The following is a 13,365-nucleotide window of genomic DNA, read 5'->3' as shown; positions in this document are numbered from 1 at the left end:
CACATTACCGTTTCTTCAGCGCGGCAAGATCCTCCGGCGTGTTGATATTGGCGATGGCCATCGGCAGTTCGATGGCCATCGCGCCGATGCGTTCGGCAAAACGCCGCATCGCATGCGGCTCGTCGCTGTGCAGCAGGGCCTCCAGCGTCGCCGTGGCCGAAACCGGCCAGATGCCGATCACCGGCTGCGCGGCCAGGTAGGCTGGAGCGCGGCCAAGCCGTTCCGGCAGATCGTCGGGCAAGGGCCCCGAATCCACCCCGCACGTCAGCACTTCCGTATAGCCCTCATCCTGCGCATGGCGCATCGCGGCGGCCAGCCCGCCCAGCGGCCCCATGCCCGCGGCAGGCCAGTCGGGCAGCGTCGGCGCCGGAGCCGTCTCCCGCCCTGTCACCACGACATATTCGCACCAGCCCGAAAGCGTATCGACGGCCAGTGCCAGCAGACTGTGCCCGTCCAGCATGGCCAGCGCCTTGTCGCTGCCGAACCGGGACGACTGCCCTCCGGCTAGAACCGCTCCGAGAATCATGGCCAGGCTCCTTGGTAAGACGGGGTATGAAGACAGGAAATCCCAGCGGGCGACCCCCCTATCGCGAAAGCACCCAGCGTTGGCTAGGTTCCCACGCCCACGCGAACCTGTCGATGAAATTCGCCGGAGGTGTGAATCCCGGTTGCGTCCGACCGAATCCGTTGTTAGGGGCGCCTCTCTCCACACGGATGGCCCGATGGCGGAGTGGTGACGCAGAGGACTGCAAATCCTTGCACGCCGGTTCGATTCCGGCTCGGGCCTCCATCTCTTTCTCTCGGCATGGACTGAGAGCAACTCGTAAAAGCCTGTTTTCAGGCGCTTTACGCGGTACTGTGGACACCATTCCCCCCATAGCCCCTCGATACCGATTCCGCCGCTTTCGGCCCGGAGGTATCTCCCATGAACAGATTCATCGTGATTTCCGGCTGCTCCGGAGGCGGCAAGTCAACGCTGCTCTCCGAACTGGCGCGGCGCGGGCATGCGATTGTCGAAGAACCCGGCCGCCGCATCGTCGCCGAAGCGCGCGAAGGCGATGGATTGATGCTGCCATGGGTGGACCCGGCCGCCTTTGCCGAACGCGCGAATGCCCTCTCCTTGCAGGATCGCCAGGACGCTGCGCATCATCCGGGCCGGGTTTTCTTCGATCGCGGGCTGATCGACGCCGCCGTTGCCCTCGAACATGCTCGGGGTACGCCGCTGATCAATCGGCTCGGCGGCGAGCATCGTTATCACCGGCAGGTCTTCTTCACGCCGCCCTGGCCGGAAATCTACCGGCAGGATGACGAGCGTCGGCACGGCATCGACGCTGCAGTAGCCGAGTACAACCGGCTACTGGAGGCCTACCCCCGCCTCGGATACGAAGTCGTCATCCTGCCCAAGGCCCCGGTCGAAGAGCGGGCCGATTTCCTGCTGGATCGACTGGACAACAGCCCGGCCGAATGACCTGTCAGGGGCGCAGCAGGTCGTAGCTCTGGATCATGCCGGCGAGCCGCCCTTCTTGGTCCACGACGGGCACCACCGACAGCGGCCGCCCCGCTTCCTGAAGCAGCAGCAGCACATCGGCGATCACCGCGCCTGCTTCGGCCACGACCGGTTCGGTCTGCATGATCTCGCCAGTGCGCGTGGCGTAGATGTCGCGGCGCGATTCGATCACGCGGCGTACATCGCCGTCGACGACGATGCCGAGCAGCTTGCCAGCCGGATCGACCACGCAGGCTGCCCCCATGCATCCGGCGGAGATCACCGTTATCATGTCCGCCACACTCGCATCCGGGCTGACAATGGGCAGGTCTGCACCCTTGCGCATCACGTGGCGGATCGGGATCATGTGGCGGCCGAGCAGGCCGGCCGGGTGATGGCGCAGGAAATCCTCCCGCGTGAAGCCGCGCGCGCGGCTGACCGCGACGGCGAGCGCGTCGCCGATCGCCATCTGCAACGTGGTGCTGGACGTGGGCGCCATGCCGATATGATCGGCCTCGCCCTGCACATCCATCGGGATCAGATGTTCGACCACGTGCGCCAGCGGCGATTCCGCGCGGCCGATAATGCCGATCAACCGGCATCCGCGTGCCTTGAGGATCGGCAGGATGCGCATGATCTCCTCGGTCGAGCCGCTGTTGGAGAACAGCAGCACGACATTCTCGGTCTGCACCGCGCCCAGATCACCATGGGCCGCCTCCGCCGCATTGAGGAAGAAGGCGGAAGTGCCCAGGCTGGAGAACGTCGCCGCCACTTTCGCCGCCACCAGGCCGGACTTGCCGATGCCAAGGCACACGATCGGCCTCTCCTGCGCGGCGATCAGCGCGACTATGGCAGGAATGGCGCTGTGATCGGCCGTCAGATAGTGACCGAGCGCATCGCGTTCGGCCGCCAGCACGTTACGGAACCAGAGGGTTTCCACATCGCCGACGGATCCCGGCTCGTTCATGACCCGGAAGTGGGCGATAGTATTGTTCAGCATATCTTTCTCCGCCCTGCCCCGTCACGCGCCCTTCTGCAAGAGCGCCGAGCGAAGCTGCCGGTTTTCCCGCTCCACATCGCCGTTCCACGTCGCCAGACCGAAGCGGCGCACATCGACCTGACGCCAGAACAGCCCCGGATCGCTATCGAGCAAATGGAATTTGCTTAGAGCATTGGCGCATTGCGATCCCATGTCGATCACCTCGGCCAGTTCGGTGAGGTAGAAATGAAGCGGCCGCGCAGGATCGCCCATGTGCTCGCGGTGAGGGCTGGCCGCAGCGCGCAGGGCGGTATCGACCCCCTGCTGGAGCGCGCGCCGTGCCTCGTCGCGGTGGCCGTTGGCGATATGGATCCGCGCCTCGTGGAAAGCGGCGCCCACTGCCTTGGTGGCGAGAATCGGGGAGAACGCCTGCCAGTTCGCCTCGGCCGCGGTCCGGTACCAGTTCAGCGCCTCATCGCGGTCTCCGACAAGTTCACAGAGCCGCCCGGCAAGGAACGAGAGCGAGATCGCCCAGCGGCCCACATGCGGCGGTGCATCGGCTCCGGCGGCCGCGACATAGCCCCGAATGGCCTCGATCAGCGCCCCAACCGCGCTGCCCGCGCGCGTTTCCAGCACGCGGTAGCCATAGACGGTCAGCGCCGCGCCCTGATCGGCCGAGCCGGGACGTGCATTGGCGATCACATATTCGGCCAGCCGGGTCAGCGTTTCCTCGTTACCGAGCCGCTCGCCCATCTGCACCATCGAGCGATAGAGCCAGGGATTGTCATAGGCATTGCCGAAGTCCGCGAGCGTCGCCGTTTTCATCTCCACACCCTCGAAGGCGGGATGGCGGAACGCGGCGGCATGGTCGGCACCCGCCAGCGGATTGGCAGAGACGACCACGAAGAACCATGGGCCGTTCGATGCCTGATCCAGCGGCACCGGCGCAATCATCCGCGCGCCCATCGGATCCTGCGTGAGCGGGGTCAATTCGTAGCGGCTCTCGACCAGAAAACGGCTGGACAGCGCGGCATTCAGGGCAGGCCAATCCGCCGGCAGCGCTTCGCCGGGCTGCTGCGCGCTTCGGATCACCAGGACCAGCCGGCCGTCGGCCTTGAGCACGCGCATATAGTCGTCGAGCCGCGCTTCCCAGCCGCGCGGCATCGCGGGCTGCATCGCCACCACCAGGTCGAGCGACCGGTCCGCAACAGTGCGCAGCGTGGGATCGACGCGGGCGACGCCGTTCTCGTCACCCGCACTGCCACCGTGTGCATCCGCGACCTGCCGGACCGTCGCGGCCTGCGACAGCGCCTCCAGAATACGCGCACCATCGGCCGCATAAGCACCGTCGACCAGTACTGCGTCACCCAGCCGGACGTGATTGGCCGCCTGCGCGTAACGGGCGATCACCGCATCCCCCTCCACACCGCCACGGCCGAGCAGGCTCTCTCCCGAAACGGCCGGCGCGCGGCAATAATAGCTGAGCGGCGGCAGCGCATGGCCGTTCCACGCGGCATATTCGGCGTGGTTCATGCCGCCGGGATGGCGGCTCCAGCCCCCGGCGAAGAGCGCGCGCTCCACTTCGTCGCGGCTCTTGCCCGCTGATTGGAGGACGAGCGTGTCCACGCCGCGATAGGGCGCGACGGCTTCGGCCAGCGTCCCGGCCCCGCCGATGCGCGGCCATTCGATGAAGCCGACCACAGTGCGCTCATCCGGCGCGGTGTGGAGTTCGCAGCCCAGCAGCGCCAGTTCCTGCGCCAGCCGACCATGGGCCGAAAGATCGAGCGCGATGCGGCAGGGTCCGAGACGCGCAACGATTGCAGCGGCGTTGTGGATGCTCATGGCGGCTTTCTCACTCCAATGACGTGGGCTGCTCCGCCACCTTGCGAAAGCGCTGGTGGGGCGGCGTGGGGGGCGGCGGGACGGCCTCGGATCGCATCCGGGATCGCCTCGCGATCATGGTATTTATAGGATAACTCCCGCCCGTTTCGACGAGGGGACCCGGCAATTCCTTCCCCTATCCCTTCCCGCGCCCCGGATGCCTTCGTTTCCCTCTATATTTAGGCATGGCCGCGCATCGGCCTCGATCCGCCTTCCGTCCATTTCCCGAGGGATGCCATGTCCACAAACTCCATCCGCGCTGCGGCCCTGCCCAATTTCCTGGACGCGCTGCCGGCGGACCTGCCGATCACCCATCTCTCACTCGACTGTTTCGACACGCTGATCTGGCGCAACACGCAGGCTCCGTACGATCTGTTCGCCGATCTGCCGGTCACCGGCGGCGCGCTGGTGCCGCGTCAGCAGGCCGAATCGCGCGCCCGCATGAATGCGCCGCATACGCAGGGCCGGTACGAAGTCACGCTAGACGAGATCCACGCCGAACTGCTGCCCCGCCACAGCAAGGAAGAACGCGCGGCGATGGTGCAAGCCGAACTGGACGCCGAGTCGCGCCACTGCTTCGCTTTCGGGCCGACGCGCGACCTGATCGTCGACGCCAAGCGGCGCGGCCTCAAGGTCGTGATCGTGTCCGACACCTATCTGTCCGAACCGCGCCTGCGCAATCTGATCGCCGAAGTGGGCGGTGCCGATCTTGCCGCGATGATCGACCGCATCTTCTGCTCCTGCGAATATGGCGTCGGCAAGGCGGGCGGCCTGTTCAAGCCGGTGCTCAAGGCGCTCGGCATCCGGCCGCAGCAGATGCTGCACATCGGCGACAACCTGATCGCCGACCTCGAAGCGCCGCGACTGCTCGGCATCCCGAGCATGCATCTGACGCAGTTCGATACGCAGGCCCAGCAGCGCCTGCGCATGGAAGCCGCCGCCGCCAGCATGATCGATCCGGCCACGCGCGTAACCGTCCCGGTCTACCAGCCGCACCGCGCGCAGATCGCGATGCGCACCGATGGCGATCCAACCACAGCGTTCGGCCATGACGTGCTCGGCCCGCTGATGCACGGCTTCGCTTCGTGGGTCCGCGACGAGGCCGAGGCGATGGAGCGCGCCACCGGCCGGCGCGTGAAGCTGCTGTTCCTCCAGCGCGACGGACACTTGCCCGCCCGCGCCTTCAGCGCGCTCTATCCCGACTGGGCAGACCGCGTGGCCGAACCGGCGATCAGCCGCGTGATCGCCGTCGCCGCCAGCTTCGTCGACGAGGCGGCGATCCGCGAATTCATGGCCCCGTGGCTGTCACCCAATGTCGAAAAGACGCTCGCCAAGGCGAAGATCTGCCTGCGCCAACTGCTCTTCGACGATCGCGAGATCGAGAAGCTGCTGCAAGGCAAGCCCCTTGAAGGCTTCGGCGCGCGCGTGCTCCAGCCCGTCAATATCGCCAGGATCCTGAAGCGCTCCGCCGCATTGGGCGAGCGCATGTTCCAGCATTTGCGCAATCTCGGCGTCGAGCAGGACGACGCGGTCATGATGATCGACCTTGGCTATAACGGATCGGTCCAGAACGCCGCCGAACCGCGCCTGCGCAAAGGCATGGGGCTGGAGGTCGTGGGCCGCTATCTCCTGCTGCGCGAAAACACGCCCTCCGGTCTCGACAAGAAGGGCTACTTCGACACGCGCCACTACGATTACAACGTGCTGTCGACCCTGTTCAGTTCCATCGCCGTGGTCGAGCAGTTCTGCACGATGTCGATCGGCTCCGCCGTCGACTACCAGGCCGATGGCACCGCGATCCGCGATGCCGTGAACGTCGATCAGGCGCAGAGCGAATGCCGCGAACTGGCGCAGGAGGCCTGCCTCGTGTTCCTGCGCGGCATCGGCTCGGCCTTCGTCAAACCGCCCCGCTCGGACAATGCCGAAAGCCGCCGCATGGCTGCCATGGGCGTGATCGGCCGGCTGGTGACGATGCCGATCGACCAGGAAGTCGAACTGCTGAAGACGTTCAGCCACGACGCCAACTTCGGCGTCGACGACCTGATCCAGATGTCCGACCTTGAAGGCGCCCAGCAGAGCATCCGCCGGCGCGGCTTCTTCTACACGCGCCATGCCGAACGCATGTACCTGCCGGGCGAGCTTCAGCAGTTCGGCCTGCCGCTGAACCTGTCGATCTTCGGCATCCGCCGCTTCAATCTCGATTTCGCAAAGGGCGATATCGATATCGAGGCGCTGGAACTGCCCATCCAGGTCTATGGCGGCGGCGATTCCGCGGCCCAGACGGTGGGCGCCCACCGCACCGCCGATGGCTATTTCCGCGCCATCATTCCCATCGGCATGGGTCAGTACTCGATCGGCGTGTTCCTTGGCCGCCTGTTCGAATACGTGCAGTTCGAGGAAATCAGCGTGCAGCCGGTCAAGGCCCTGACCGACGAGGACGTTACCCCCGCGACCGTGGCAACCGACGGCATGGAGGAACTCTCGCCGGGCCTCTACCGGATCGACGGGCCGCAGGGCTTCATGGTCGTGCCTGCCGTCGCCAGCGATGAGCAGATGCTGCTGAACCTTGTCTTCCGCCCTATCGTCACCCGGTCGGAAGCGCAGGCCCGCGCGAACCGCCAAGCGGCCTGATCGAGATCCGGCGCCGCCCTTTCGGGCAGGCGCCGGACAGCCTTCCCGAGGCGAATGACAAGACGCCCGTCGCACACGCGGCGGGCGTCTTGTCGTGTATACCTTCCGGACAAGAAGCCATGCCGGGCTCTCCCGCCCGGCGGTCATATATCGGTCACGCCCGGTCGTTAGGGGCGACGCTCCGAAACGGTCTGCGGGGCGTAATTTTCGGGTCGGTAACGATATAGGGAAAAACCCCCATATGCGGGGATAACCATCCATAAAATATACATTTTTAACGCCGCCACCCCCCTCATAAAACCCATAAGGGAAATCCCTTAGTTGGTTGCGTAGTATACGAAAGCCATTGGTCATTCGTGATGATCAAACACTCCCAGGGTCCGAGGGGCGCGGACACATCAAGCACAGCGGGATGTATTCTTGAGAGTATAATGACGAAAAATTTACCTTCGGGGCGCGTGGAAAACATCGACTGTTATGCAATGTCGCAGATCGAATACTGGTTCTCTCTCAAACTGAGAGTCGATTCTCCTGGCAAGCTCTGGCAGGCAGCCGCATTGCGCTGTCTGGCTCAACCCGGAATTTGCGAGGATGATGTCGCCGAGATGATCGGCCCTGCCGATGATCCGTCGATCGCCGATTGCCTCATGGTGTTGGCGCTGCCCGAGCATGTGCCCGGTTGCACACGCCTTGATGTGGCGCTCGGCAATGAGGGAACCGACGATGGCGCAGACCTTGTGGCGATGACCGCATCGCGCTGACGTCGCCCGCTACAGACACGATCAAGGCCGGCGTTGGGCAACGCCGGCCTTGATAGATACGAAGCCCGAGGGTCGCAAACCGGGCTGGTAGATGTGCGCCGCGACGGCGCTGCCTATATGCTGTCGAACAGCCTCCACCCATCTTGAACGCCAATGCGGCGACGGGGCCCGCCAGCCCCGTCGCCGCCGGCGGGCATCAGATGTTGGTGCCGGACGCGGCGATTGCCACCAGCCCGTCGACCGACATGCGGATGCCGTTGACGCCCAGCATGATCGTCGAACCATCCGTCACCACGTCGGAGACCTTCGCCACCGAGTTGATCGTCGTATCGAGCGTGTCGCCCGCCGCATCGGTTGCGGTGACCGCCAGCGTATAGGCGCCGTTCGCCGCCTTGGTGCCGTCGGCCTGGGTACCGTCCCACTCGTAAGTGCCCTGCGCGGTGGGATCGAGCGTGACCGTCTGGACGACCTTGCCGTTAGAATCGGAGATCGTCGCGGTGACCGCCGTGGGCGTGCCATCCACATAATACGTCCAGTGCGCCGGATCGTCGCCCAGACCCGCCACCGGGGAATCGAAGCGCGCTTCCTTGCCGATGAAGCTGGAAGCCTGCGCCATGTCCTGCGAGCTGAGCTGGGTGAGGATGTCGCTCAGCTTCGAGTTCTGCTGGATCGACTGCTCCACCTGCGAATACTGCACCAGCTGCTGCGTATATTCCGAGGTGTCGGTCGGGTTGAGCGGATCCTGGTTGGTCATCTGCGTGGTCAGCAGCTTGAGGAACAGGTTGTAGTCCGACAGCAGGCTCGTGGTGGAGGCCGCAGTCGGATCGGTCGTCGAGGACGAGCCGCTTGAGGACGAAGTGTTCGAGATCGTGGTCATGCTGCTGGTGTCCTATGCCATGAGATCGACGTGGCCGCTGCTCCTGAGCGACCGGTAGGCCGGGTCGTCGCCCCCGCTGAATCCATCCGATTGGGCCTGCTGGCCCTGCCAGCGCTGACCGCCCTGACTGCCGCTCTGGCCATTGCCCTGACCGGCGCCCTGCCCCATGCCCTGACCGCCGGCGCGCGTATCGAAACGCAGCGACTGGCTGTCGGCACGGATCCCGGCATCGGCCAGCGCGCGGTTGAGATCGGTGCTTTCACGGCGGAGCATGTCGGTGGCAGTGGTGGTGTCCGCCGACATGACCGCGCGCAGGACGCCCTGATGGTCGAACGAGAGGCGCACATCGATGCGGCCCATGTCGCGCGGGTCCAGCTTGATCAGGAGGTCGTTGCCGCCCTTGTCCAGCGCGCGGGCGATTTGCACGCCCATGTCGGTGCCGAACTGTCCCTCGCGCACGGTCACCGTCGCGGACTGCGCGGCATTCTGCGCGGCGGCAGGATAAGGCAGCGCCGCCGGACGGCTCACAGCGGCTGCGAATGTCTGCGACAGCACCGGGGCCGACAATGTCGAACCGTTCGCCGGAGCCGGATCGGCAGTCGCCAAACCGGCGTCATGAGTGGTCGCAGCGGCGCCTCCCGCAGCGTGCCCCGTGCTGGTGCTGGTGCTCGTACCGCTTCCCGTACCGGTTGCCTCGGTCGTGGCACCGAACGCTGCCTGCTTTGCGGGTCCGCGCGCGGATGCTGCCGAGGCGAGCGTGACAGCGGGACCGCCTTCGACCTTGCCCTTGGCGTCCTTGCCCTCCGAAGCGTCGGCCGTGTTCCCGGCTACAGCCTGTGGCGCGCCGGTCAGAGCCGCTTGCGCCGTGGTGGCAGAGGTGGGCGTCGTGGCGGCCAGTTGGGCACCGGCCTGCGGCAGGATCGGCAGCGGCACGGTCTGATCGTCCGCATCGGCGGAACGGGCGCGGTCATCGGTCTTGCCCGGCTCTGCGGTTTCGCCCGCCTTGGCATCACCGGTGCCGGTGGTTTCGGCAGGTGCCGCATCAGCGGCGGCGGCGGGCTCGGCGGCTCCGGCCAATGCCAGTGCCGCCTGCTTCCCGGGCGCGGCCTTGTGCGAGGCCATGTTCATCGGCTTGGCCGCGAGCGGCGTCGCAGCCTGCGCGCCGTTCTGAACCAATGTCGCGGCGGGGTCCGGCGTCAGCGCCGCGCCCGCATCTTCAGCAGGTACGGTCTCGATAGCGGGCACCGTTTCCTCGGCGGCCGCCAGCGTATCGGCAGCGACATCGGCGGTTGCCGTCTCGGCCGGGGCGGCTTGCGTGGCCGCATCGTCCTTCCCGGAGGCCGCATCCTTGGACGCCGTGGAACCGGACTTTGCAGGGGAATCAGATTTGGACTGAGCCGCCTTGGCAGGCCGGTCGCTTTTTACCGGGCGACTGGACGCCGGGCGGCTGTCGTTATCGTCGGCCGCGTGGTCGACCATCGTTCCGAACGAAGAGGCCTTGCCATCATCGCCGCCCGCCGCGTTGTCGGCCGGACGGGGCGCGCTGGCAGCGCTCGCAGCGGGTGCGGCCATCGGAAACGCGGGATTGATGGAAACTGTCATGTGTCGCTACCCTGCGCCGGCGTCGACCGGCTACTTCCTATAATAGAGCGGTTTGCGCCTTTCCGGTCGAAAGGCCCTCCCCTCACCCGATCGTGCCGAGGCTGCGCAGACGCGCGCGCGGGTGGATCTCGTTTTGCGAGAGCACCACGGTCGCCGGGCGCACGCGCTCGATGATCGAGCGGACGAAAGGCCGCAGCGGCGGGCTGGTGAGCAGGCACGGGATCTCGCCCTGCGCGGCGAAGCGGTCGTAGGACTCGCGCACGGCGGCAATGAAGGCTTGCAGGCTGGAGGGCGCCATGGCCAGATGGCGGTCGTCGCCCTGCCCGACGATGGCCTCGCCGAAGGCCTCGTCCCATTCGCCGCCCAGCGTGACGATGGGGATCATCCCGTCGAATGTCTGCTGGGCCGAGATCTGGCGGGCAAGACGGGCGCGTACATGCTCGGTCACTTGCGTCAGATTGTTGGTCATCGCGGTCGATTCCGCGATGCCTTCGAGGATTGTCGGCACGTCGCGGATAGAGACGCTTTCCGAAAGCAGGTTCTGCAGGATCCGCTGCACGCCCGAGATCGAGATCTTGGCCGGGATCAGGTCCGCGATCAGCTTCTCGGTTTCCTTGTGGACTTCGCTCAGCAGCTTCTGCGTCTCGGTATAGGAGAGCAGGTCGGCGATGTTGTCCTTGACGATCTCGGTCAGGTGGGTGGTGACGATAGTGCCGCAGTCGACCACGGTGAGGCCGCGGAAACCCGCTTCCTCGCGCATCTCGCGGTCGATCCACAGCGCCGGAAGCTGGAACACCGGCTCCTTGGTCGGCTCGCCGCGCAGGCCCGTCTCGCCGCCCGCCGCATTGATGACGAGCAGCTTGCCGATGCGCAGTTCGCCGCGCGCGATCTCGGTCTCCTTGACGAAGACGATATATTCGTTGGGCTGGAGCGCCATGTTGTCGAGAATGCGGACGGCGGGCAGCACGAAGCCGAAATCGATCGCCATCTGGCGGCGCAGCGCCTTGACCTGATCGTCCAGACGCGGCTCGGCGCTGGCATCGTTGATGAGCGGCAGCAGTCCGTAGCCCAATTCGATGCGCAGCGCGTCGATGGCGAGCGTGCGGGCGATCGGCTCTTCCGCCTGCGCCGCCTCGCGCTGCTTGTTCTGCGCGGCTTCGATCCGCTCGCGCACGACTTCAGCTTCGGCCTTCTTGGTCATCGTCCAGGCCGCCCAGCCGCAGAGCCCGGCCAGCGTGGCGAAGGGGATGAACGGCAGGCCGGGCATCAGCGACAGCGTGCCCATCAGCGCGGCCACGATGCCGAAGGCCTTGGGATAGCGGCCAAGCTGCTCGCCCAGCGCCGCGCCGGTCTTGCCGGTGACGCCGCCCTTCGAAACCAGCAGGCCCGCCGCCGTCGAGACGATCAGCGCCGGGATCTGGCTGACAAGGCCGTCGCCGACCGTGAGGATCGTGTAAGTCTTGAAGGCTTCGCTGAACGGCACGCCGTGGATGGCCACGCCGATGATGAGGCCGACGACGATGTTGATCGCGGTGATCAGCAGGCCGGCGACGGCATCGCCCTTCACGAACTTGGAGGCACCGTCCATGGCGCCGTAGAAGCCGCTCTCGGCCTCGATCTCGGCGCGGCGTTCGCGGGCCTGCGCCTCGGTGATGGTGCCGGCGTTGAGATCGGCGTCGATCGCCATCTGCTTGCCGGGCATGGCATCGAGGCTGAAGCGCGCCGCCACTTCGGCGATGCGGCCCGCACCCTTGGTGATGACCACGAAGTTGATGACGACGAGGATCGCGAAGATGGTGAGGCCGATGACGGTCTCGCCGCCCATCAGGAACTCGCCGAAGGCCGCGATCACGCCGCCCGCCGCATGGTGCCCCTCATGCCCGTGGCCGAGGATCAGGCGGGTGGAAGCGAGGTTGAGGCCAAGCCGCAGCATCGTCACGATCAGCAGGATCGTCGGGAAGCTGGAAAGCTGGAGCGGCTTTTCGATGAACAGCGCCGTCATCAGGATCAACACCGAGGCGGTGATCGAGAGGGCAAGGCCCATGTCGAGCATCCAGCCGGGCATCGGCAGGATGAGCATGGCGATGATCGCCGTGACGCCGAGCGCCAGCGCAAGATCGCGGCTGGGGCCCAATCGCGCCATCAACTGGTCTAGCCTGGGAAGGACAAGGGCTTTCATCGCGTTACCCGATATATGGACGGCGGTTGGAAGCGGACCGGACGGCGCCCGGCAGCATCACGACAGGATGGGCGGAACTGAAGTGGCACCGCGGGCGGCCGCTAGTGGCGGACCAGCCCCGGCGGCAGCACTTGCCCGTCGGCCAGGAAGGTGCGCAGCTTGTTGCGCATGGTGCGCACCGAAATGCCGAGCATCGACGCCGCGCTGGTGCGGTTGCCCGCGCAGCGTTCCAGCGTCTGGAGGATCAGCTCGCGCTCGACATGGTCGATGCTGTGACCGACCAGCCCGCTGACCGCGCGGCGGAACACCAGCTTGCCCGGCCTTTCGCCGCGCAGGCGCGCCATCACGTCGGGCAGGTCTACCGCGAATTCGATCACCGCGACATCGCCGCCGCAGCGCCAGGTCTCGCGGATCGCGCCGCCGGCCGTGCCGACCGCGATGCTGGCGGCCGAGCCGCGCACCATCTCCACCGCCAGCCCCATCGCCGTGCCCAGCTCTCCGACCAGCATGAGCCGGGTGGCATCGGCAGGTGGCGCCTCGGCGCTCAGCTCGGTTCCGGGTTCGGGGCCGGGATCGACAACCGCGTCGGATTTGCCGGACGGTATCATCCGTCCTGCCTCACGATCTCGGTGAGCGTCACGCCCAGCGTGCTGTCGATCAGCACCACTTCGCCGCGCGCAATCAGGCGGTTGTTGACGAAGATGTCCACCGGCTCACCCACGCGGCGGTCGAGTTCGACCACCATGCCGGGCTTGAGCCGCAGCAGATCGCCGATGTCCATCCGCGAGCGGCCGAGCACGGCCTGCACTTTCACCGGCACGTCGAACACGGCCTGAAGATCGTCGGGCGTCGGCGGCGTCTCGGGACGCGGGGTCCAGGGGCGGGCTTCGGTGAAATCACCGGCAGGCGCATCGTCGTCGTTCAGGAACGCCGGGGCGAGCTGGCGGGGTTCGAGGTCGTCGCTCATGC

General features: G+C 66.3%; 11 protein-coding genes and 1 tRNA gene. 4 read left to right on the top strand and 8 right to left on the bottom strand.

Going from position 1 to position 13,365, the window contains the following annotated elements:
- Window positions 1-4 precede the first annotated feature (4 nt).
- The gene (gene mobA, locus AC1VVM_RS06735) at window positions 5-526 is read right to left on the bottom strand and encodes a molybdenum cofactor guanylyltransferase (RefSeq protein ID WP_482956181.1); all 522 of its coding nucleotides are present in this window, start codon (window positions 524-526) and stop codon (window positions 5-7) included.
- Window positions 527-716: 190 nt separating this feature from the next.
- Here mobA and AC1VVM_RS06730 point away from each other — a divergent pair.
- Window positions 717-790: transfer RNA gene (locus AC1VVM_RS06730), tRNA-Cys, on the top strand.
- A 135-nt stretch (window positions 791-925) separates the two neighbouring features.
- Window positions 926-1,468, top strand: coding sequence for an AAA family ATPase (locus AC1VVM_RS06725; protein WP_482956180.1), 543 nt, complete (start codon window positions 926-928; stop codon window positions 1,466-1,468).
- Window positions 1,469-1,472: 4 nt separating this feature from the next.
- Here the strand turns inward: AC1VVM_RS06725 and AC1VVM_RS06720 are convergent, their stop codons facing one another.
- The gene (locus AC1VVM_RS06720; RefSeq protein WP_482956179.1) at window positions 1,473-2,486 is read right to left on the bottom strand and encodes a KpsF/GutQ family sugar-phosphate isomerase; all 1,014 of its coding nucleotides are present in this window, start codon (window positions 2,484-2,486) and stop codon (window positions 1,473-1,475) included.
- A gap of 21 nt (window positions 2,487-2,507) precedes the next feature.
- Complete coding sequence (locus AC1VVM_RS06715) at window positions 2,508-4,307, bottom strand: hypothetical protein (protein WP_482956178.1); 1,800 nt, start codon at window positions 4,305-4,307, stop codon at window positions 2,508-2,510.
- Window positions 4,308-4,583: 276 nt separating this feature from the next.
- On the opposite strand from AC1VVM_RS06715, the gene AC1VVM_RS06710 reads away from it, so the two are divergent.
- Together AC1VVM_RS06710 and AC1VVM_RS06705 are read left to right on the top strand one after the other, a co-directional pair.
- On the top strand, window positions 4,584-6,977 hold the full coding sequence (locus AC1VVM_RS06710; RefSeq protein ID WP_482956177.1) for an HAD family hydrolase: 2,394 nt from the start codon (window positions 4,584-4,586) through the stop codon (window positions 6,975-6,977).
- A gap of 482 nt (window positions 6,978-7,459) precedes the next feature.
- Window positions 7,460-7,738 carry a hypothetical protein gene (locus AC1VVM_RS06705; RefSeq protein WP_482956176.1) on the top strand — a complete coding sequence of 93 codons (279 nt, stop codon included), beginning with the start codon at window positions 7,460-7,462 and terminating at the stop codon, window positions 7,736-7,738.
- A 196-nt stretch (window positions 7,739-7,934) separates the two neighbouring features.
- On the opposite strand, the gene AC1VVM_RS06700 is transcribed toward AC1VVM_RS06705, so the two are convergent.
- The 5 genes from AC1VVM_RS06700 to fliN all read right to left on the bottom strand — a co-directional run bounded on the left by AC1VVM_RS06700 (window position 7,935) and on the right by fliN (window position 13,363).
- Complete coding sequence (locus tag AC1VVM_RS06700) at window positions 7,935-8,615, bottom strand: flagellar hook assembly protein FlgD (protein ID WP_132388780.1); 681 nt, start codon at window positions 8,613-8,615, stop codon at window positions 7,935-7,937.
- A gap of 12 nt (window positions 8,616-8,627) precedes the next feature.
- Window positions 8,628-10,217: a flagellar hook-length control protein FliK gene (locus AC1VVM_RS06695; protein ID WP_482956175.1), complete on the bottom strand. Its 1,590-nt coding sequence runs from the start codon at window positions 10,215-10,217 to the stop codon at window positions 8,628-8,630.
- A gap of 82 nt (window positions 10,218-10,299) precedes the next feature.
- A complete protein-coding gene (flhA, locus tag AC1VVM_RS06690; RefSeq protein WP_482956174.1) occupies window positions 10,300-12,396 on the bottom strand; it encodes a flagellar biosynthesis protein FlhA in 2,097 nt (698 codons plus the stop codon).
- Between the two features lie 101 nt (window positions 12,397-12,497).
- A complete protein-coding gene (locus AC1VVM_RS06685; protein WP_132388774.1) occupies window positions 12,498-13,004 on the bottom strand; it encodes a helix-turn-helix domain-containing protein in 507 nt (168 codons plus the stop codon).
- Window positions 13,001-13,363, bottom strand: coding sequence for a flagellar motor switch protein FliN (gene fliN, locus AC1VVM_RS06680; RefSeq protein ID WP_132388772.1), 363 nt, complete (start codon window positions 13,361-13,363; stop codon window positions 13,001-13,003). The genes AC1VVM_RS06685 and fliN overlap by 4 nt, the downstream gene beginning before the upstream one ends.
- Window positions 13,364-13,365 lie beyond the last annotated feature (2 nt).

Source organism: Novosphingobium sp. BL-S-33, assembly GCF_056857025.1.
The sequence above is the reverse complement of the archived record's forward strand: the minus strand, read 5'-3'. Positions and strand labels throughout refer to the sequence as shown.

Coding starts and splice junctions, on each gene's coding strand:
- mobA (WP_482956181.1), bottom strand. CDS start 526: ATGATTCTCGGAGCGGTTCTAGCCGGAGGGCAGTCGTCCCGGTTCGGC.
- AC1VVM_RS06725 (WP_482956180.1), top strand. CDS start 926: ATGAACAGATTCATCGTGATTTCCGGCTGCTCCGGAGGCGGCAAGTCA.
- AC1VVM_RS06720 (WP_482956179.1), bottom strand. CDS start 2,486: ATGCTGAACAATACTATCGCCCACTTCCGGGTCATGAACGAGCCGGGA.
- AC1VVM_RS06715 (WP_482956178.1), bottom strand. CDS start 4,307: ATGAGCATCCACAACGCCGCTGCAATCGTTGCGCGTCTCGGACCCTGC.
- AC1VVM_RS06710 (WP_482956177.1), top strand. CDS start 4,584: ATGTCCACAAACTCCATCCGCGCTGCGGCCCTGCCCAATTTCCTGGAC.
- AC1VVM_RS06705 (WP_482956176.1), top strand. CDS start 7,460: ATGTCGCAGATCGAATACTGGTTCTCTCTCAAACTGAGAGTCGATTCT.
- AC1VVM_RS06700 (WP_132388780.1), bottom strand. CDS start 8,615: ATGACCACGATCTCGAACACTTCGTCCTCAAGCGGCTCGTCCTCGACG.
- AC1VVM_RS06695 (WP_482956175.1), bottom strand. CDS start 10,217: ATGACAGTTTCCATCAATCCCGCGTTTCCGATGGCCGCACCCGCTGCG.
- flhA (WP_482956174.1), bottom strand. CDS start 12,396: ATGAAAGCCCTTGTCCTTCCCAGGCTAGACCAGTTGATGGCGCGATTG.
- AC1VVM_RS06685 (WP_132388774.1), bottom strand. CDS start 13,004: ATGATACCGTCCGGCAAATCCGACGCGGTTGTCGATCCCGGCCCCGAA.
- fliN (WP_132388772.1), bottom strand. CDS start 13,363: ATGAGCGACGACCTCGAACCCCGCCAGCTCGCCCCGGCGTTCCTGAAC.